20 protein-coding genes are annotated in these 20,012 nt (G+C 62.3%); 12 read left to right on the top strand and 8 right to left on the bottom strand.

Translation table 11 applies throughout. The features are described 5' to 3' along the window. Positions 1-159 precede the first annotated feature (159 nt). From flbT to X907_RS10855, 6 genes are all read left to right on the top strand, one after another. Positions 160-570, top strand: coding sequence for a flagellar biosynthesis repressor FlbT (gene flbT, locus X907_RS10880; RefSeq protein ID WP_127567896.1), 411 nt, complete (start codon positions 160-162; stop codon positions 568-570). 8 nt (positions 571-578) lie between these two features. After that, positions 579-953, top strand: a complete 375-nt coding sequence (gene flaF / locus X907_RS10875) for a flagellar biosynthesis regulator FlaF (protein WP_127567894.1) — start codon at positions 579-581, stop codon at positions 951-953. 269 nt (positions 954-1,222) lie between these two features. Then, a complete protein-coding gene (locus tag X907_RS10870) occupies positions 1,223-2,053 on the top strand; it encodes a flagellin (protein ID WP_127567892.1) in 831 nt (276 codons plus the stop codon). Positions 2,054-2,409: 356 nt separating this feature from the next. Next, complete coding sequence (locus X907_RS10865; protein ID WP_127567890.1) at positions 2,410-3,237, top strand: flagellin; 828 nt, start codon at positions 2,410-2,412, stop codon at positions 3,235-3,237. Between the two features lie 157 nt (positions 3,238-3,394). Next, positions 3,395-3,769, top strand: a complete 375-nt coding sequence (locus X907_RS10860; RefSeq protein ID WP_127567888.1) for a flagellar protein FlaG — start codon at positions 3,395-3,397, stop codon at positions 3,767-3,769. Between the two features lie 206 nt (positions 3,770-3,975). Further along, on the top strand, positions 3,976-4,809 hold the full coding sequence (locus X907_RS10855) for a flagellin (protein WP_127567886.1): 834 nt from the start codon (positions 3,976-3,978) through the stop codon (positions 4,807-4,809). Positions 4,810-4,886: 77 nt separating this feature from the next. Here X907_RS10855 and X907_RS10850 read toward each other — a convergent pair whose 3' ends face one another. Together X907_RS10850 and X907_RS10845 are read right to left on the bottom strand one after the other, a co-directional pair. After that, entirely contained in the window at positions 4,887-5,612 is a 726-nt protein-coding gene (locus X907_RS10850; RefSeq protein ID WP_127567884.1) for a TorF family putative porin, read from the bottom strand. A gap of 325 nt (positions 5,613-5,937) precedes the next feature. Further along, positions 5,938-7,308, bottom strand: a complete 1,371-nt coding sequence (locus X907_RS10845; protein WP_127567882.1) for an ammonium transporter family protein — start codon at positions 7,306-7,308, stop codon at positions 5,938-5,940. 574 nt (positions 7,309-7,882) lie between these two features. Here X907_RS10845 and pseC point away from each other — a divergent pair. Beyond that, complete coding sequence (pseC, locus tag X907_RS10840) at positions 7,883-9,061, top strand: UDP-4-amino-4,6-dideoxy-N-acetyl-beta-L-altrosamine transaminase (protein ID WP_127567880.1); 1,179 nt, start codon at positions 7,883-7,885, stop codon at positions 9,059-9,061. 4 nt (positions 9,062-9,065) lie between these two features. Here pseC and pseB read toward each other — a convergent pair whose 3' ends face one another. Continuing rightward, positions 9,066-10,157 carry a UDP-N-acetylglucosamine 4,6-dehydratase (inverting) gene (gene pseB, locus X907_RS10835; RefSeq protein WP_127567878.1) on the bottom strand — a complete coding sequence of 364 codons (1,092 nt, stop codon included), beginning with the start codon at positions 10,155-10,157 and terminating at the stop codon, positions 9,066-9,068. 175 nt (positions 10,158-10,332) lie between these two features. Between pseB and X907_RS10830 the strand changes: the two genes are divergently transcribed. From X907_RS10830 to X907_RS10820, 3 genes are read left to right on the top strand one after another with little or no spacing between them, the layout of a single operon-like run. Continuing rightward, positions 10,333-13,083 carry an SMP-30/gluconolactonase/LRE family protein gene (locus X907_RS10830; RefSeq protein ID WP_233352317.1) on the top strand — a complete coding sequence of 917 codons (2,751 nt, stop codon included), beginning with the start codon at positions 10,333-10,335 and terminating at the stop codon, positions 13,081-13,083. A gap of 39 nt (positions 13,084-13,122) precedes the next feature. Beyond that, positions 13,123-13,374, top strand: a complete 252-nt coding sequence (locus tag X907_RS10825; RefSeq protein ID WP_127567876.1) for a type II toxin-antitoxin system RelE family toxin — start codon at positions 13,123-13,125, stop codon at positions 13,372-13,374. 10 nt (positions 13,375-13,384) lie between these two features. Further along, positions 13,385-13,738, top strand: coding sequence for a helix-turn-helix domain-containing protein (locus X907_RS10820; protein ID WP_127567874.1), 354 nt, complete (start codon positions 13,385-13,387; stop codon positions 13,736-13,738). On the opposite strand, the gene hfaD is transcribed toward X907_RS10820, so the two are convergent. Genes hfaD through hfaA form a run of 3 tightly spaced genes read right to left on the bottom strand, consistent with a single transcriptional unit; the run spans position 13,735 to position 16,401 of the window. After that, positions 13,735-14,949 carry a holdfast anchor protein HfaD gene (hfaD, locus tag X907_RS10815; RefSeq protein WP_127567872.1) on the bottom strand — a complete coding sequence of 405 codons (1,215 nt, stop codon included), beginning with the start codon at positions 14,947-14,949 and terminating at the stop codon, positions 13,735-13,737. The genes X907_RS10820 and hfaD overlap by 4 nt on opposite strands. After that, positions 14,864-15,856, bottom strand: coding sequence for a holdfast anchoring protein HfaB (gene hfaB / locus X907_RS10810; RefSeq protein ID WP_127567870.1), 993 nt, complete (start codon positions 15,854-15,856; stop codon positions 14,864-14,866). Before hfaB ends, hfaD begins: the two co-directional genes overlap by 86 nt. 2 nt (positions 15,857-15,858) lie before the next feature. Then, positions 15,859-16,401 carry a holdfast anchoring protein HfaA gene (gene hfaA, locus X907_RS14455; protein WP_170175537.1) on the bottom strand — a complete coding sequence of 181 codons (543 nt, stop codon included), beginning with the start codon at positions 16,399-16,401 and terminating at the stop codon, positions 15,859-15,861. 99 nt (positions 16,402-16,500) lie between these two features. Between hfaA and X907_RS10800 the strand changes: the two genes are divergently transcribed. After that, positions 16,501-17,211: a rhomboid family intramembrane serine protease gene (locus X907_RS10800; RefSeq protein ID WP_127567868.1), complete on the top strand. Its 711-nt coding sequence runs from the start codon at positions 16,501-16,503 to the stop codon at positions 17,209-17,211. Here X907_RS10800 and X907_RS10795 read toward each other — a convergent pair. After that, positions 17,208-17,759: a GDYXXLXY domain-containing protein gene (locus X907_RS10795; RefSeq protein ID WP_127567866.1), complete on the bottom strand. Its 552-nt coding sequence runs from the start codon at positions 17,757-17,759 to the stop codon at positions 17,208-17,210. The genes X907_RS10800 and X907_RS10795 overlap by 4 nt on opposite strands. Beyond that, positions 17,756-19,051: a DUF2157 domain-containing protein gene (locus X907_RS10790; protein ID WP_127567864.1), complete on the bottom strand. Its 1,296-nt coding sequence runs from the start codon at positions 19,049-19,051 to the stop codon at positions 17,756-17,758. The genes X907_RS10795 and X907_RS10790 overlap by 4 nt, the downstream gene beginning before the upstream one ends. Before the next feature lie 108 nt (positions 19,052-19,159). On the opposite strand from X907_RS10790, the gene X907_RS10785 reads away from it, so the two are divergent. Further along, positions 19,160-19,591 (top strand): CBS domain-containing protein, encoded by a 432-nt coding sequence (locus X907_RS10785; protein WP_127567861.1) that lies wholly within the window; start codon positions 19,160-19,162, stop codon positions 19,589-19,591. The last annotated feature ends 421 nt before the right edge of the window (positions 19,592-20,012 follow it).

Here is a 20,012-nt window from a genome sequence, read left to right as displayed (position 1 = left end):
ATAGGTCTGATCCACACAGGCCTGCTTCGATTAAGAAGCTGCTAACGATTGGCGATGTGCAGTTTGTGTGGCGTGCGCAACGGTTTCTTCACCCCGTTTGCCGAATATCGCTATCAACAGGGGCTGCACATCTGCATGATCTGTTAAGGGGGCCCATCCATGCCGCTGAAATTGTCCTTGAAGCCGGGCGAGAAATTCGTGCTCAACGGCGCTGTTGTCGAAAACGGCGACCGGCGCGCGATACTGGTTCTCCAGAACAAGGCGTCGGTGCTGCGTGAAAAGGACATCATGCAGGAGCATGAGGCCGACAGCCCTGCACGCCGTATCTATTTCCCGGTGATGATGATGTATCTGGAGGGGCGGGCCGAGGGCGCGGTTTATGACCAGTTCGTCCTGCGCATGACCGAGTTCATGAACGCGCTGACAAACCCCGAAGTGCTGGCAGATTGCGTATCGGTCAGCCGCGATGTCATGGCGGGCGATTTCTACAAGGCGCTCATCCGCTGCCGCAAGCTCATCACGTACGAAGATCAACGCACGGGCCGCACGCCGGCCGCCGCGAAAGGGTAGACCGTTTCATGTCTTACCAAGCCTACCAGACCGCTGCTGCGCGCACTGAAGATCCCCGGTCAGCAGAATACCGGCTGTTCGGCCAGGTGACGCGCGCGCTGCTGGCTGCGCGTGAGTGCGGGGCGTCGGAGCTGTCAAAACGCGCCGACGCGCTGGACTGGAACCGCCGCATGTGGACGGCGTTTGCCGCCGATTGTTCCAGTGAGGACAACAAGCTGCCGGAATCGCTGCGGGCCGCGATCATTTCGCTGTCCATCTTTGTCTCGCGCCAGACCAGCGACGCGATACGCGACAATGACGCGGTGGATACTCTCATCGAGATCAACCGCACCATCATGCAGGGGCTCGCCCCCCAGGGACAGGGCGCCGCCAGCGCGGCGTGATGCCCGCACGGCATGGCGAGCAGTGAGGCCGGACGCCTGTCCGGCCTTTTTTTGTGCCCGGTTGCCGGAGCGGCGCTTTTTGCCGGTCAGGCCAAACGCGTCCGGCAGTTTTGACCGGGCAGGGCGAGCGGTTCGCCGGGCAGAATAATTCCACATAGAAATCATAGGCCTGCGAGGGCGGCGCGAGGCGCCGAACCGGCATGGGGTTTGCGCGTAGCGCAGCAGGACAAAACGTCCCTTACCCACTTCCAGAATGGAGGAACCCCACAATGACCAATTCTGTGAACACGAACTATGGGGCCATGGTGGCCCTGCAGAACCTGAACAAGACCAATATGCAACTGCAAACCACGCAAAACCGGATCAATACCGGACTGCAGGTCGCAAACGCGAAGGATAATGGCGGCATCTACGCCATTGCCCAGCGTATGCGGTCGGATGTGAGCGCGTATGGTGTCGTTCAGGACAGTCTGAACCGCGGCATCTCGACGACCGATGTTACGCTCGCCGCGGGTGAGGCGATTTCTGATCTGCTTATCGAAATGAAGGAAAAGGCTCTGGCAGCCGGCGACACGTCGCTCGATACGCCAAGCCGGGTTGCTCTGAACGAGGACTTCAAGGCATTGCGCGACCAGATCGCAACCATTGTCGAGAACGCCGAGTTCAACGGCCTCAACCTGATCGATGGCAGTGCAACGGACGGCTTCATTGCCCTTGCCAATGCGGACGGCTCGAAGACAATCACGGTCGGCACGGAGAATCTCTCTCTGTCCGGCACCATCGTGACGCTGTCCTCGACCGCCTCGTTTGGTACGGCGACTGCCGCTTCGGATATTGCTTCGCAGATCGCCACTTCGCTGGAGAATGTGAACAGCGCGCTTGCGCGTCTGGGCACCAAATCAAAGGCGCTGGAGATCCATCAGACGTTCGTCACAAAACTCTCTGACGCTCTGGAAAGCGGTATCGGCAATCTTGTCGATGCGGACATGGCAAAAGAGTCCGCAAAGCTTCAGTCCCTGCAGGTCAAGCAGCAGCTTGGCATTCAGGCCCTGTCGATTGCGAACTCTGCGCCGCAGTCCGTACTCAGCTTCTTCCGGTAGAGGCAGAATGGCGGGGCCGTCCTTCGGGGCGGCCCCTTTTTTCTGGCCAGGCGCGGCGTTAAGAGTTTGTTAGCAAATCATTGAATTTCAACAAAAATTATTGATTCGGAAACCGGCAAGAAGTGCCGCCTGGGCAATATCTGCCGGGTAAATGCGCGCTTAATGGGCAAAAAATGCCGGGTGCCGTTGAGGCGGTTGTTTTGACGTGTGAGCCAACCCACTGAAACCTATCTGAAATTCAGATTCCCCGGGGAAAGTGATTCGACTTGGCCCCGCCCTTGCTGGGGAGCGGTCGGGTCAGAAGACCTGGCACGCAAAACGCGCGTCACACCATAGAACGTGAAAGGAGCCAAGAAATGGCTAGTGTAAATACCAATCCGGGCGCAATGGTCGCCCTGCAAAACCTCAACAAAACCAACTCGCAGCTGCAAACCGTCCAGAACCGTATCAACACGGGTCTGGCTGTTTCGTCTGCCAAGGACAATGGCGGCATCTACGCCATCGCCCAGAACATGCGGGCGGAAGTCGGCAGCTTGCGTGCTGTCAACAACTCCCTCGATCTTGCCATTTCTACCGTCGACGTGGCCCTGGCCGCCGGTGACGCCATCTCCGATCTTCTGATCGAGATGAAGGAAAAGGCGCTGGCCGCTTCGGACGTGTCACTTGACAGTGCGTCGCGTACGGCTCTGAATGAAGACTTCGAGGCTCTGCGTGACCAGATCTCGACGATCGTGGAAAACGCCGAGTTCAACGGCTCCAACCTGATCGACGGCTCGATGTCCGGTGGCATTTCGGCTCTGGCCAATGCCAAGGGCACCAACACGATCAACGTGTCAGACGAAGACCTGTCACTGTCCGGCACCATTCTCGGCCTGTCCGGTGGTACGGATATTGCCACGCAGTCTGATGCCTCTGCAGCTGTGACCGCAATCGAATCGGCCCTGACCAACCTGAACTCTGCGCTCGCGCGTATGGGTACGGGTTCGAAGTCGCTGGAAATCCACAAAACGTTCGTCAGCAAGCTTTCCGACAGCCTTGAAAAAGGTATCGGCAACCTTGTCGACGCCGATCTCGCGAAGGAATCGGCACGTCTGCAGTCCCTGCAGGTCAAGCAGCAGCTTGGCATCCAGGCGCTGTCGATCGCCAACTCCGCACCGTCCACGGTGCTGGGCTTCTTCCGCTAGGTTAGTGGTGGGGAGAGTGGCGGGGGCATTACGTGGGGTTCTGCCTCCGCCGCTTTCTTTTTCAACGGGACTTTGGCCCTGCGGGCGCTGAAAGGGATTGGACTTTTCAAGGGGATTTGGGGGCGCGTGAATGTAGAAGCGCCAGCCAGGTGATGTTATGAACGCTATTACAGCCATATCCGGGCGGGAGCTCGTTGTGCCGGTCACCGGCATCGCCATGAGCGCGGCCCCTGTCAGCGCGGCGGCCAACGTGGTTCAGCCGGTGGAGCAGGGCGCACGCCAGCCTAACCCCGATGCCCGTGACACTCTGCGCCAGAGCGAAGCCATTGAAGAGATGCGCGCCCAGCTAAGCGCGACGGGCCGCACCCGTTTGCAGATTGAGCGGGACGAGGACAAGGCCGGCCGTTTCATCTACAAGCTTATGGACCCTGACACGGGCGAAACGCTGCGCCGCTGGCCGCCGGAAAGCTTTGGTGATCTTGTCTCCTTCCTGAGAAATGAGACTGGCGGCCTGATAAACGAAACGGCCTGAGCTGAGTGCCTGCCCGGCAGATTTTGACCGGCACAGGCAGGGAATTTTTGCCTTCGTTTGGCCTGCTGGCCCGGCGAAGGCATTTTTGATTCCGGCAAACGCACTGATTATATTGAGCTAATCCCAGATTAACCCTGATGGCCCCGCTTTTGCTCGGTCATACGCGAAGGGCTGCCAAAAGGCGGCGGGACTCTGGGAGAAGACCGATGGCGCTAAGCGTCCAGACAAATGTATCCGCGATGCTCGCATTGCAAAATCTCAACAAGACCAACATTGATCTGCAGACCACCCAGAACAGGATCAATACCGGCCTGAAGATTGCGGGCGCTAAGGACAATTCCTCGGTGTTTGCCGTGGCCCAGTCTATGCGTGCCGATATTGGCGCGCTCGGATCGGTCAAGACATCGCTGGACCGGGCGGTGTCGATCGGCGATGTGGCCATAGCGGCAGGCGAGGCCATCTCGGACCTTCTCATCGAGATGCGAGAAAAGGCCACGGCCGCGATGGACGCTTCCATCGACAGCTTCTCGCGTGCTGCCTATGACAGCGATTTCAAGGCACTGATCAACCAGATCCAGGTCATTCTGCAGAATGCCGACTTTGACGGCGCGAACATGCTCAACGGTACCATACCTAACGGCATCGCCTTCCTGGCGGACGCGGACGCCGCCCGTTCGGTCACGCTGAACACGCAGGATATGAGCTTCTCTGGCACGATCATGACCCTGTCTGCCACAGCCAGCCTTGGCACGGTGACGCTGGCGGCGAGCGCGGTGTCGTTCGTCAATGCCAGCCTTGATAACGTGAACGCGGCGCTGGCACGGCTCGGCTCTGACCTGAAGAAGATGGAGGCGCACCGGACCTTTATCGGCAAACTCAATGACAGTCTCACCGCCGGGGTCGGAAACCTGGTGGACGCCGATCTTGCACGCGAGAGCGCGCAGCTGACCGCCCTGCAGGTGAAGCAGCAGCTCGGTGTCCAGGCCCTCTCGATCGCCAACTCCGAACCGCAGATCATCCTGTCGCTCTTCGGACGATAGGTTTCGTCCGAGGGGGACGAATAAAGGGCGCAGCCGCAAGGCTGCGCCCTTCGCATTTTCTGCATTCCGCTAAAAGGCTAGAAGGCCTTGGAAATGGTCAGAACTGCCGTCGAGTTGCCCTCGCTCAGGCTCTCGGTCGTGTCGATATAGGCCAGTGACCAGTCCACTCCGAGGGCACTCCATGCCAGCCCCAGCGACCAGTTCCACTTGTCATCGCCATCGCCGTCCGGGTCCCCGAAAGCGCCCGTCTCATAGCCGATGCCGCCGATCAGGCTGAGACCGCTATCGCCCAAGGGATAGCTGGCATCGTAATAGAGGTAGAGATTGTCATCTCCGCCGATATTGTCCTGTTCAGGCGCGTAGGCCACACCGAAGGTGGACTCCAGGGCTCCGGTCGTAAATGCGACCGATCCGTAGAACTCCCAGTAATGCACGTCGGACTCGCCCGGATAGGTGTAGACGAGCGCACCGACGTCAAACTCGGCGCCCGCCGCCTCAAAGGCGAACCCGGCATACAGGTCCAGCTCCAGTTCGGAATTGCCCACCGGCTCGATACTGGAAGCCCAGGTGCCAACGTAGAAGCCATTGGCAAAGCTGATGTCAAAGCCGCCCTGAATGGCCGGATCGCGGTCTGAAAGCGAGATGCCACGGAAGCGGTAATCGCTGACCAGAGCGACGTTTGCTTCGATGGTGATGGCCTCTTGTGCCTGAGCGGACGGTGCCAGGGCGAGCGGAGAGGCAGATGCCGCCAGAAGCGCGGCAAGGCCGTATGCGCGGTAGCGCGAGCTGATGAGATGTTTCATGTCTAATCCCCTTGGGTGTATGGCTGGCCGGTTTTCCGGCCGCCGGTTCTGAAAGGCGTGCGGGCCCCTGAGCTTGCGCGCGCCTTGGACCGCACCGGAGCCGGCCAGCTTTTTGGCGCTGGCGAGGCCCAGGTGAGATCGAGAATGGTCAGCTGGAACAGGCGTTGCCGTTTTGGCGGGCGCACCTGCTTTTCACGTTTGCGAAGCTTGCCTGCCGGCGCCGGACGCGGTTGTGAAACCATGTCTGGTGCAGGCTGTCCTGCCCCGGGCTGACCGATGAAGGGCGGCCGGGCGGGAGGGTGCTCCCCCCGGTCCGCCATTTGTGTCAGCTGGTAGCCGGGGCTTTGTCCTTTCCCGGCAGGAACTCCGGATAGGCGCTGTGGCCAAGCTCGGTGTAGTCGCCGCCTACCGTCTCTTCATCAGGCTTCAGGCGGATGCCGACCGTGATCTTCAGCACCAGGAAAACAATAAAGCTGGCGGTGAAGGCGAATGCGCCGATAGCGCCTATGCCGATAGCCTGTGTGACAAAGTTGGCGTCCGGATTGGTCAGCGGCACGATCATCGTACCCCAGATGCCAGCAAACAGGTGGACCGGGATGGCCCCGACCACATCGTCCAGGCGGAGCTTCTCCAGCAGGATCGCGCCGAAGGTCGCAATGACGCCGCCGACGGCGCCAAACAGGATGGCCTGCCCGATAGTGGGGGTGAGCGGTTCTGCCGTGATGGAGACCAGCCCAGCCAGCGCGCCGTTCAGCACGGCACCCAGATTGGCCTTGCCGCGTCCCAGAGCCAGCGTGAGCAGGTAGGTGGCCACCACGCCGCCGGCAGCGGCCATGTTGGTGTTGGCGAAGATCTGCGCGACGGCGGTCGCGTCTGCCGCTGAACCGAGCGCGAGCTGTGAGGCGCCGTTAAAGCCGAACCAGCCGAGCCAGAGCACGAACGTGCCGAGCGTTGCCAGTGGCAGGCTGGAGGAGTGCATCGGTATGGCCTTGCCGTCGACAAAACGGCCCGTGCGCGCGCCCACCAGGATGATGCCGGCCAGTGCCGCCCATCCGCCGACCGAGTGAACGATCGTCGAGCCGGCAAAGTCGGAGAAGCCTGCAGCGTCCAGCCAGCCTTCGCCCCACGTCCAGGCGCCCTGGATGGGGTAGATCACGGCGGTCAGGACCACCACGAACAGGAAAAACGCCCCGATGCGGATACGCTCTGCCACGGCGCCGGACACGATGGAGGCCGTGGTGGCCACAAACACCATCTGGAAGAACCAGTCGGAAGCGGTCGAGTAGCCGTTTTCGGCCACGTCGATCACCTCATCGCCGGTCAGTTCGCCCGGCGACCAGGGGAAGGGAATACCGAAATAGCCCCCGCTCTGGTCGACACCATAATACATCAGGTTATAGCCAACGGCGTAGAACATGATGCCAGCGATGGAGTAAAGGCCGATGTTTTTCAGGCAGATGGCAGCCGCGTGCTTGCCGCGGACCGAGCCGGCCTCAAGCATGGCGAAGCCCGCCGCCATCCACATCACCAGAAAGCCGCCGATCAGGAAAAGCAGCGTGTTGAAGATGTAGGCTGCTTCATCTGTAACCTGGGCCGCTGCGGGCGCGGCGAAGGCTATCGCGCCGCCAAGCGCCAGCGCGCAGCCCCAGGCAAGCGGGCGCGCGCGCCGCGGCGCGCCGATTGTGTCTGAATGCATGGATAATCCCCTGTTGTATGTTTTTGAGCCGGAAGCCGGCGGGCAAACAGAGGAGATCGGTCCGGTGCCGGACATGCCGTCACAGCCGAACGCTGCAGAATTATACATCGCGCCGTCTCCTCCGCGTCGTTGTGCGGGGCTGGCGGGATCGCATTGCAGAGGCTTCGCGCTGGTCTGACGCCGCGCTTTGTCACAATAGCTTTGCGTAGGCATTGACGCGCTGCAACATCATTTGATGCAGTTTCGCTGCAACGCAGCGAAATGTGGTAAAAATACCTCAATGATTAAATGTCAGAAATCTTGAATAACATCTGTGCTTTATGCGCACAGGAAATGAGGCCGTGTGGACACGGCCTCAAGTTTTTCTGCAAATACGGATCACCAGAACCGCATGAACATCGCGTGACGCGGCGGCAGATGAGTCAATATGGACTTCGTATTTCCCAGTTGTTAACGCGAATATCGCCGTCTGTGCTCCTTGATGGGGCCACTATGCCCGCAAACGGGGCGAGAGCTGGCGGACACGCGACTCACGTCATGCTGGCGCGCAACACGAACGCGATGGAGCGGATCAATGACCGAGCAGGCCGATTTTCTCGCCTATGGGCGCCAGGACATTGATGAGAACGACATCGCAGCGGCAGTGCGCGCATTGCAATCGGACTATCTCACCACGGGCCCGGAAATCCCCGCTTTCGAGGCGGAGTTCGCGGAGTTCACCGGCGCGGCTTACGCCATTGCCTGCTCCAATGGCACGACGGCGCTGCATCTCGCGCTGGATGCGCTGGGGGTGGGCGAGGGGGATGTCTGCATCGTGCCGTCCATCACCTTCATGGCGACGGCCAATGCCGCGCGCTATTGCGGGGCGGAGGTAGTGTTTGCCGACGTGGATCCTGAGACGGGCCTGCTGACGCCTGATACGCTGGCCGCCGCGCTCAAGCGTGCTGGCGGGAAGGCGAAGGCGGTGCTGCCGGTGCATCTGGCCGGCGTGCCGTGCGGTATGGAGGCGATTGCGGGCCTCGCCCGCCAGCATGATCTCGCCATCGTGGAAGACAGTTGTCACGCTATCGGCTCGCGCGGCGCATCAGGCGCCATGGTTGGAGCGTGTGAGCATGGCGATGCGGCGACCTTCTCCTTCCACCCGGTCAAATCGCTCACCACGGGCGAGGGCGGGATGGTAACCACGAACAGTCCCGATCTCGCCGCCCGCATGGCGCGTCAGCGCAGCCATGGCATTGAACGCGATGCGGCGAGGTTTGAGCGGGCCGAAGGCGCGGACGAGCCCTGGTATCATGAGATGGCGTCGCTGGGCTGGAATTACCGCCTGCCGGACATCAATGCCGCGCTTGGCCGGGCGCAGCTCGCCCGCATGGCGCAGTTCGCCGCCAAGCGCCGCGCCCTGACGGCAGCTTATCGCGAGCACCTGCATGCTCTCGCGCCGCTAGTGCGCCTGCCTGCCGATCCGCCGGGCAGTGATCCGTGCCGGCATCTGATGAATGTGCGAATAGATTTCCACGCAGCCGGGCGCACGCGCGCTGAGGTGATGAATGCGCTCAAAGCGCGCGGTATCGGCACGCAGGTCCACTACATCCCGGTCCACACCCAGCCCTATTATGTGCAGCGCTATGGCGCTCTGCATCTGCCGGGGGCCGAGGCTCATTATGCGCAGACATTATCGCTGCCGCTCTTCACGCGGATGCAGACGGGCGATGTGGCGCGGGTGTGCGCGGCGCTGGGTGAGGTGTTGGGGTAGGCAACTACCCGCCGAACGCCTGTCCCAGCAGGGATTGCAGCGCACGTGCGTCGAGCCGCTCAGGATTGCTGTCAGAGGCGTAGGAGAAGCCGTCAGGGGCGGCTGCGCCCGCGTCCAGCCATTGCGCCATCAGCGTTGTGCGCTGCGGGGGCACGATGACATAGCGGTCTTCCAGCTCGACTGTTGAACGGGCATCGTCCTCGGGCACCATGATCTCGTGCAGCTTCTCGCCGGGGCGGATGCCGATAATCTTGTGCGGCAGGCCGGGGGCGAGTGTGCGGGCCAGGTCCGTCGTGCGCATGGAGGGGATTTTCGGCACGAAAATCTCCCCGCCCTTGGCCATGGCCAGCGAGGACAGCACGAAATTCACCCCTTGGGTGAGCGTGATCCAGAAGCGGGTCATGCGCTCGTCGGTAATGGGCAGATGGTCGGCGCCTTCGGCAATCAGCTTGTTGAAGAAGGGCACGACAGAGCCACGTGACCCCACCACATTGCCGTAGCGCACCACCGAAAAGACCGGGCCGTCCTCGCCGCCGATATTCTGCGCCGCGCTGAAAATCTTGTCAGAGGCGAGCTTGGACGCGCCATAGAGATTGATCGGGTTGGCCGCCTTGTCGGTGGACAGGGCGCAGACATGCTTCACGCCGCGCTTGATGGCCGCGCGCACCACATTTTCTGCGCCGAACACATTGGTGCGGATGCACTCAAACGGGTTGTACTCGGCAATCGGCACGTGTTTGAGCGCAGCTGCGTGGATCACCACGTCCACTCCGCGCATCGCCATATCCAGCCGCCCCTCATCGCGCACATCGCCGATGAAATAGCGCATGAAGGGATATTGCGCGGGCGGGAAGAGCTGCGCCATCTCATACTGTTTCAGCTCGTCGCGCGAAAAGATGATGAGTTTCTTCGGCTTGAACTCCTCGATCACGGTTCGCACGAAATGATGCCCGAACGAGCCGGTGCCGCCGGTAATCAGCACGGTCTTGCCATCGAGATTCATGCGCGGAGCGCGAAAATCCCGGCCCAGGAAGAGCGGCTCCAGATCGCCTTTCGCGGCGGCCGGGGCAGTGGCTTTGGACGCTGTGGCGCTCATCTGTCCTCACAAGGAAATATCGAATCACGAATGCGCGTTAACCTTCGGCCCGCAGCCGTTAACACTCTCTTAGCCTTGATTGACGCCGCAGGAGCAGATGCGCAACGGGCTAACCTTTTGTTGGTGATGGTTTGCGAGACTGGCTGGTGGACGATTCTGTCCGCAGGAGCGACACGTGATTGCTGGCCTGTCAGGCGATGTTCTGGGTGCGTGGTTTTCCGCACAGAACGCTGCGCGCAATGCGGCGGCAAACGCGCGTGCGCCCTTGCAGCAGACGCAAGGCTCCACGCGCGACAAGGATGTGCTACCGCCCTGGGATCCGCGCGGCGAGGTAACGGCGCTGGACGCGGTGCGCCGCTCGGTTCTGGCCAATGGCCGCTTCTTCGATTCAGGCGCCAGCGCTTTTTCCAAGCTGAATGTCAGCCAGGACGAGAAAAAGCTCTACGCGATGTTCACCGGCCTTCGCGCGCTGCAATCGCTGGCCGCTGCGGCCAGTGAACGCAATGCCAATCCGGCCGATCTGGCCTTCTGGAACCGCCGTTTCCAGGAAGGTCTTGGCCAGATGGATGACTTTTTTTCCAAGCTGAAGCTGGACGAGATTTCCGTTCTGAAGAACACCCAGCTTACCCGGGCGGAGAGCGAAGTCGCGGTCAGCCGCGGTATCAGCGAGTACACAACCGGCATCATTCACAAAGGCCCGGCCGATCAGGCGGTGACGGCCTTCCAGGGCGATGTCGAGTTCACGGTGACGGTGCGCAAGAATGGCGGCGACATCAATGTCGCCATCGATCTGTCCGAAATGGGCGCGACGCCGCGCACGATGGGCAACGTCACCGACTTCATCAATTCAAAGCTGGAAGAGCAGGAGATCATCACCCGCTTTTCGGCTGTCCGCGTGGGCGAGGTGGGGCCTGCGGGCATCGTCACGGCCAATGACTGGGCGCTGCGCATCAGTGGGGTGCTGACCGAGCAGGTTTCGTTCTCTGCGCCGCAGGGCAAGCCGGCCATCTACATGGCAGGCGTGACCGGGACAGGCGACAGCGCGGCTGGTCAGCTCTCAAAAATCACCGGGCTGGATGGCACGCCCATTGTCCAGTTTGCACAGCGCATTGAAGCGGACGGTACCATCACCGAGGTGCCTTTGCCGGGCGGCGAGACGCGCAGCTCTGAAACAGCCAACCCGCTGACCATCGATTCCATTACGCAGGCCCCCGATGGCGGCATTTATGTCGTTGGCCGCACCAGCTCGGCGGTGAACGGGCAGGATATCAAGGGCGAGTCCGATCTGGTCCTCATGCGCTACGATTCCAACGGCAAGGAAGTGTGGAGCCGGGTGCTGGGTGCAGCGGGCGAGGCCAATGGCGCATCGGTGGCCGTGGACAGCGCTGGCAATGTCGTCGTTGCGGGATCGGTAAAAGGCGCGCTTGGCGGCACGAACGATCTGGGCGGCGAGGATTCCCTTGTCGTGAAATTCAATGCCGATGGCGTGGAGCAATGGGCCCAGCGCTTTGGCGCAGCCGGCGATGACCGTGCCAACGCCGTGACCATTGGCGATGACGGCACGATTTTCGTTGTCGGTGAAGCGCGCGGCAGTTTTGGCGGCATGACCAATCAGGGCAGCCTTGATGGCTATGTCCGCGCGATCGGGGCAGACGGCAGCGTACTCTATACGCGCGGCGTGGAAGCCAGCGCCGGTATTGAACGCGCGCGTGCCGTGACAACCGCGCAGGATGGCGGCCTGCTGATTGCCAGCGAGGTTGACGGGCGGGCGGTCATCACCAAGTTCGCGCCCGGCGATGACGGCACGGGCGATCCGGTCTGGACGCTCGATATGGGCTCGCTTGGCGGCGGCCGCATAACGGCTATCACCGTGGATGATGACGGCGCGATCTATCTGACAGGCGGCGCCGGGGCGGCCTTCGCGCCGAGCGCGCCTCTGGCAGCGAATGAGGGCGGCCGGGATGCATTCCTGGTAAAGATCGAGGACGGGGCCAGCGCCTCGGTCAGCTACACGACATTCCTGGGCACGGGCGTAGATGATCTCGCCACCGGCATCCAGGTTAGCGGCGGCAAGGTCTATCTGTCCGGCACGACAAATGGCGAACTGCCCGGCGCAAACCAGAACGGTACGCGCAATGCGTTCGCGGCCGGGTTCGATGCGGCCACCGGCGCGCATGAGTGGACTCAGCAGATTTCAGGGCGCGGCGGTGTTTCGCAAGGCGCAGGCATTGTCGTCGATCCGCAGGGCGATTCGGTCCTGTCAAAACTCGGCCTGCCGAGTGGCAAGATCGTCTATGCCGACAGCCGGGTGGTAACGGCCCAGAGCGCGGCGCGGACGGGCGATCATTTCTATATCTCGGTCAATGGCGGGCGCCAGCGCAAGATTACGATCGAGGCCGGTGAGACCATGCGCTCGCTGACCTTCAAGCTGAATGCGGTGCTGTTGCTGAATGGCACGTCGGCTGTCGGACGGCGCACGGGCGAAGAGTTCCTGCGAATCACGCCGCGCGACGGGGTCAGCATCGAGCTCAAAGCCGGGGCCGACGGCCAGAATGCGCTGGAAAGCCTGGGGCTTCCCTCCGGCACGATCACGGGCAAATCGCTTACCAAGAAAGGCTCGCGCGATGAAAGCGCGGCTGCGCCCCCAACCTTCTCGCTCAGGCTTGGCGGCAGCTATAATATTTCCAGCCGCGATGCGGCTCTTGCCGCGAATGAAGCGCTGACTGAAGCGATGACGGTTGTCCAGCGCGCCTGGCGCGAGCTCACGCAGGACCCTGCGCTCAAACAGCTGCTGGAAGGTCCGGGTGCGGGCAAGAAGGGCGGGACGGTGCCAGCCTATCTGCAGGCCCAGCTTGCCAATTATAATGCCGGTCTTGACCGGCTGATGGCCAGCAACCCGCAAGCGGACACGCTGGGGTTTTTCTAGAAAATCTTGACATGAATTCGCTCTAGGCGAATATAAGATGTGAAAGAGATTGCTTACAGCAAGCAGGCGGTAACGGCATTGCGCCGTATGCCGGGCACGGATGCACGCCGCATCATGGCCAAGATAAGTCAGTTCGCTGAAGATCCCGCAAGCTTGGCCAATAACGTGAAGGTTCTGTCCGGATCACCTTATCTCCGCCTGCGGGTGGGGGACTGGCGGGTCATCATGGACGATCAGGGCCGTGTACTTGAGATCCTGAAGATTGCGGCGCGAGGCGGTGTCTATGAGTAGGAGCGGTGCCATGCAAACCATAACCACGCCGTCCGGTGAAAAGCTGGTGGTCATTCCGCTGGAGCAGTACGAGGCGCTTCTGGACGCGGCTGATATAGCGGCGGCCGGGAAAGTTTCGGCGCGCGTGCGCAGCGGCGAGGAAGAGCTGGTTCCGGCCAGCGTGGTCGCCGAGCTGGTGGCTGGCGGCAATCCGGTGCGTATCTGGCGCCGTCATCGCGGACTGACGGCGCGGACGCTGGCGTCCAAGGCCGGGATCAGCCCGGCCTTCCTGTCGGAGATCGAAACTGGACGCAAGGAGGGCAGCGTATCAGCGCTCAAGCGGCTGGCCGGAGCGCTGAATGTCGATCTGGACGACCTGGTCTAGTTCCCGCCACCAATGGTGGAGAAGGTCGAGACATTGCCGACGGCTGTTGCCGTGCCAGTCATGCCGCCGACATAGCCATTGGCCTGCATCTGGGTGATCGAGCTGATTGCGCCGGAATTGACCTGATTGACCTGGGCGTTCAGTCCCACAGGGCAGGTCGCGCAGATATAGGCAGACTGCGCATTGCCGATGGCCGAACTGGTGCCGTAGGCGGCCATGCCGGTCCCCAGCTGCATGGAGACCTGACCCGTCACGGCGCCGGAGTTGTTCTGCGTCACGCCGCTAAAGGCATCTGCCCCGATATTGGACACCAGCGCGTTGTTACCAACCGCGTGAGACGAGCCGACCACCGGGCCGTCACCGAACGTGCCGACGGCCAGCGTTGTCGTGGCGCGCACCTCGCCGGAATTGGTCTGGCTGCCCTGCAGATGGCCATAGCCCCAGTCGTTCTGGGTGGATGCTGTATTGCCGGCAGCCTCGCTCATCGCGGTGACGCCCCAGTTGGCATGGGCGATGTCCGCATCGACGGTTGAGCGCACATTGCCGCTATTTTCCTGGTCGGCGAGCGCGATGATATTGGCCTCATAGCCGGTCACGGTCAGGCTGTTGCCCGCGCTCTGCGCCGTGGCAAGCGCGGTTTCGACCTCTTCGGCCTCAATCTGCGAGCGCGCCTCGACATCCGCCTCGGAAGACTGGCGGACATTCATCGGCATATTGCCCGAGCCCATAACCTCGACAGCGTTGGCGGTCGCCATTGCCGATTGCGCGGTATTGCCGCCATAGGTGTTCAGACGCAGGGCGGAGAGGGCCGACACGCTGGCGCCTGCGCCAGCAGTCTGCCCGGCGTCCATCGCCAGACCGTTTTCGGCGTCCACCGTCAGAGCATTGCCCTGAGCGGTCGCAAACCCGGTCGACAGCCCCCACACCGAATCGGCTTCGATGCCGGTCGTGGCGCTCGTCGCGCCATCGGTCACCTGGGTGGATGTGACTTCCGCCTCGCTGGCGAAGCTGCCGCCGGCGGAGTTGCTTTGCGCGGTTGCGATGGTGGTCGCAATTTCCGTCGTGACGGCGTCAATCTCGACAGTGGCGTCGACCGGGGCGCTATTGGCCTGGTCGTTCTCGACCCTATCGATAGACGCCGCGAAGGACGCTGCGGATGTCGCTATCGCGGCGGTCATGGCCGCGATTGACGTCAGTGCGAGCCTGGACATAAGGAGCCTCCGAACCGGCATAAGCCGTATTGAGCTGGACACCGCCGGTAACATTCGACGGTCCGATAGGGTCATTGAACTGGCAGACGGCTTCCGCCGAGACGCCATAAAGCTGGGATGACATTTCAAGCACGGCGCGCTCGATAACCGCGCGAACGGCAAGCTGGACTGGCTCCAGCGAGCGGCCACCGGCGGACAGATCCACCACCGCGTCACCGAAGAAGGCGAACATGCCAGCCGAGATTTCGCGGCCGATGATCTGCTTCTGGTAGGAAACCACGTCGACCACTTCGAGCGTGCGGCTGTCCACAAGGCGCAGGTCCAGCGCGACATTCATCACATAGATGCGGCGCGAGAAGACGCCCGCCGGGCTAGAGTCCACGCTGTCACCGGCAAAGAGATCCTGGCCGTTGGAGCGGATATTGGAGTTCAGCTCGGTAATGCCGCCGACGAGGAAATAGTCAGAGCCAGGCATGGCGCCCGCGTAGATCTGGCGGAAGCCCTGCTGCTCGTTCTCGTCACCGATCAGCTGGCTGTTGGTATAGCGCAGCTCCAGTTCGGCGACAGACGTGTCAAAACGCTCCACCAGACGGGCGCCGGCCTTGGCAAAGGCGCTCATCGCCATCAGCGATGCACCTTGCGTCACGCGCGTTCCGCCTTCAGGGGCGAGCTGGCCGGTATAGTCCGCAATGCGGCCGACCGCGACGCGCGGGGCCGGGCGGCCCTGCTGGCGCGCATGGCCGGAAAGGCAGACCAGGGCCTGCGAATAGGGGGTCGGGTTGGCCGTCACCGGCGCATTGCCCGTCGGCGTGGCGTACAGCCCGTCAGAGCCGGAATTGGAGGTGGCACAGGCCGACACGGTCAGCGCCGATACGGCAGCCACCAGGAGGCTTTTGATGCGGGTCATGTCTAGGGCTCCCGATTGGGATCAGAGGAGGGGGCAGGCACGGTCGCCTGAGGAATGACGTTCAGCGTGCTTCCAGCAGATTCCGTGCCAGCAACCGACGGCGCTGCACCGGAGATGAGCGGGCTGCTCGTACGGGACTGGGTGCTGGAACTGCTGGCATTGGCCGTCACGTCACCATTATTGATCTGGCGCGAGTTCACGACGACGGTGTTGTAATTGCCGTTCACCACGACATTCAGCTGGTTTGCGATGGCGGTCGCGGACGAGCCGGTATACTGGCCGCTGCCGCCGACCCCGCCGCCAAGCCCGGTAGAACCCGTGACCGTGCCTTGCGCCGAGACGCCAACGCCTGTCTGGATGATGCCATTGATAACAACCCGGTTGGCACCGCGCCCGCGCTGACCGGCATATGGGCTGCTCTCTTCGCCGCTTGCCATGCCGTAGGGCTGGTTCCAGTTGTCGCTGGCCTGCTGCGCAGCCGCCAGCGGTGTGGCAATCATGGCCAGCGCTGCGGCGGTGAGGGTGACTTTGGCAAAACGCGGCATAATCTTTTCCAGTGTCCTGTTTGGATACGCTTGGACCTGGTGGCTGCAACGCGTGTGCCAGTTGCGGTTCCGGTGAACCTGCAAAAAAAGGAAGAGCCATTGACCGAACGTGAACCCGAGGGCCTCGCCAGGTCAGAGCCGCCCCTGCCATCTGCAGCAAGCGCCGGGCCGGTCAGGGCGCCGTTTCTGGGGCCAGGCGTATCGGGGCTGGTGCTGGCTTTGTGTGTGCTGACGCTCGCCGTGCATGCTGTGGATAGCTGGGCAGCCGCCAACAGTCCTGCCCTGCATGGGCTGATCATGTGGTCTGGCACGCTGGTGACAGCGCCCGACATGCTGCCGCGCCCGCCGCCCGAAGCGCCGCTGGCGGGCCTCAGCCCTTACATTCTGCATGTCTTTGTCCATGCCGGCTGGTGGCATGTCCTGCTCAACATGGGAATTTTGCTGGCCGCAGGCAGCGCTGCGGCTGCGCCGTTCGGGCGTGGCGTTTCCGCTGCTGCGGGATTTCTGGCCTTCTATTTCACCTGTGCCATCGCGGGAGCGGGCCTGCATGCGCTCGTCCATATAAATGAGCCGACCTTCATGGTCGGGGCGTCAACGGCGGTGTCGGGCGTGTTTGCCGCTGCCGGGTGGGCATCAGGGGGGCGGACCGGGATGTTGCGTCTGGCCGTGCCATGGCTGCTGATCAATGCGCTGATCGCGATTGGCGGAATTTTCTATTCCATACCCATCGCCTGGGCCGGCCATGTCGGTGGCCTGCTGGCAGGCATGCTGCTCTATCCGGTCTTTGTGAGGGTGTTCAGGCGGGGCTAGAACAGCCGGTCTATATGGTCCTCGCCATCGATTTCGAGGCCGCGGATCACCGCGCTGCCTGAACCGCCCAGTGACACGATCAGGCGCAGGCGCGATTCGTTGCGCAGTGCCTCCAGTTCGAGTGCCGCTTCAGGCGAGGCGAAATAGCGCTCGATATTATAGTGGACCGTCAGCCACTGGCCGGGCTCTTCGCCAAGGCTGCCGGCATACCGGACGCGGCCCTCTATAAATGTGCCGCTGCGCGGGGAGGGATAGACCGATACGGGCAGGGAGGAGCCGTCCTGACCGGTCTCCAGTTCGACCCATATCCGGTCGCCCTGCTCAAACACATGCTCAGTTCCGCCTTGCAGCTGCGCGGTTTCAAGGCGCTGCAGGGGCGTAACCAGCTCGACATAATGTCCCAGCAGCAGATCGCGCGGATCAACCGGCTCCATGGTGAGCCGAATCTCGGTCCCGCCTGCGCGCGCGGCAGCCTGATTAATGACCATCAGCGCCAGCAGCGCCGTCATGGCGGCGGCGATGAGAGACAGGCGAATCATCACGCTCATGGCTGAGCCTCCGTCGTACGTGCGTGTTTGCGGCTCTGAAGCCGCATGGCGATGACCGACATCGCAATCAGCAACAGCCCTCCAACCAGAAAGAAGAGGGCCGTATCGAGCAGGCTGCCAAAGAGGGCGGTGTAGACGTGCAAGGCCTGCGCGATGAAAAGCACAAGGCCCAGCCCGCCAGTAAAGCCGCGCCCTGCACGTGCGCCCTCAGCCACCATGGCGGCAGCCAGCGCGAAGACAGCAATGCCTGCCAGGACTTCCAGCGCGCCTACCCATCCCGGAGCGAACCAGGGAATCAGTGCGAGCAGCAGGCCGGCAAGCGCGATTGCCGGCACCGTGAGCGCCGTGACCGGCCGCATCGCGCCTGTACGCACGCGCATGAGAGCAAGCATGGTGATGGCGGCAATGCTGACCATGCCAGTGAGCAGCAGGCCGGTGGTCGCCCCGTCGCTGGCGCGGGCAATGGCGAACTGGGCAGCAAATGCACTGATGACGGCGCCGGTCATCAGCCAGCGCGAAATGATTCGGCTCATGGCCAGGCCGCGTTCCTCAGCAACCGCAAAGGCAAGCGTTCCAGCCGCGCAGATGAGTGCAAGGGACACAAAGAGGGCCGGTGTGGACAGCTCGCCTTCACCGCCGCCTGCCCATCGCACCAGCGTATAAAGCCAGGCCAGCAATCCCGCGCCGAGCAGGTTTGCCGTGAGCCGGCTTTCCATCCGGATGGCGAGGCCGGTAACTGCCAGCCATAGCGGAACAAACAGCCAGACGATGCGGGGCGTCAGCGGATTGACGGTTTCAAGCACCATCCAGCTACCGGCGAGCAAGGCGGACAGCGCGAGCACTGGCCGGGACGGGATGGCGACGGCGACCGCAAGCGCGCCAAGCGCCCAGATCAATATGCCGGTATTGCGGAACGCGCTGATATTGAAGGTCTGGGCTGTGAGCATGATCGCGGCGCCAAACAGGAATGCCCCTACAAGCGCCAGAGCGTGGCCGAGCGCCGGGTTGTTCCGCCGGAAGCTTTCGCCGGCTCCCCCCAGCGCCGCCCATAGTGCGGCGAGAATCAGCGCGAAGCGCGCCAGCTGCGGCATCGCTGCCCAGTTGGCTGCGACAAAAGACAGGGCGGCAAGCGCCAGAAGGACCGCGCCGAGAATCAGGCCGGCGCCTGCAGCGCTCCAGTGGCCGGGCCTTTGCGCGTGATCGGCGAGGATGGCGTCACGGTGCGCTGGTTCGACCCAGCCTGCAGCAATCCAGCGATCGAGATTGCGTTCGAGCCCGCGTCTTTTGCTCATGGAAAGCACCCCTCCGGCATGTTTCTGCCAGTTCAAGGAGACAATTTGCGCCCGGGACCAGCTTGAGGCATCATCCCTACAGGCAATCTTGCCGATATGGAGGCAGCCATGAATGTTGCCGCGATACTCGCCCAAAAGGGCAGGGACGTCATTACAATTGCGCCTCACACAACGCTGGCAGAGGCGACGCACGTACTGGCCGAACACCGCATCGGTGCCGTTGTGGTGGCCGACAGGGACGGTGATGTGGCCGGCGTGTTTTCCGAACGCGATCTGGCCAGGGCCATTTCACGTGACGGTGCAGCCGTACTGGACCAGCCGGTCTCCTCGGTGATGACGCGGGCGCTCGTAACGGCCAGTTCCACCACCCATATAGACGCACTCATGGAGCTGATGACCGAGAAGCGCGTCCGGCACATCATCATTATGGATGATGGCCGCATGAGCGGTTTTGTGTCGATCGGCGATGTGGTGAAACGCAAGATCGAAAGCGTGCAAGCCGAGGCCGGGGCGCTGAAAGCCTATATCGAAACGGCCTGACGCCCCGATTGTAGCGCGGGGGTGTGGATAAGTCGGCGAAAAGCTCCATTTCGCTCTTGCGCTTGCCGCGAAATCTCGTCATATTGCGCGTCCTTTCCGAGTAGGACAGGACTTGCGAAGGCCGCGCTTACGGCGCTGCCGCGGAGTTTTATGCTCTGCAGCCAGGCCGATGAGGTTTAGCAGCAAGTTCGGAAATACTCGGTTGACACAGGGTTGGCGGTTCCATAAAAGCCGCCACCTCGCGTCAAGCGGACGACATCGGCGGCGGTCTTGTTGAGCGCCGGGGCGGAAAGCTGTTGCCTTCCACACCGGACTGCAGAAGCGCTGCACAAAGTCAGAAGCGGACGTTGACAGGGAGTTCGGGGTTCAATAGACACCGCGCTCCCAACGCCGGGTGGCCCACCAAGACGGGCGGCGCGGC

Source organism: Glycocaulis alkaliphilus (assembly GCF_004000605.1).
GTDB lineage: Bacteria > Pseudomonadota > Alphaproteobacteria > Caulobacterales > Maricaulaceae > Glycocaulis > Glycocaulis alkaliphilus.
The sequence above is the reverse complement of the archived record's forward strand: the minus strand, read 5'-3'. Positions and strand labels throughout refer to the sequence as shown.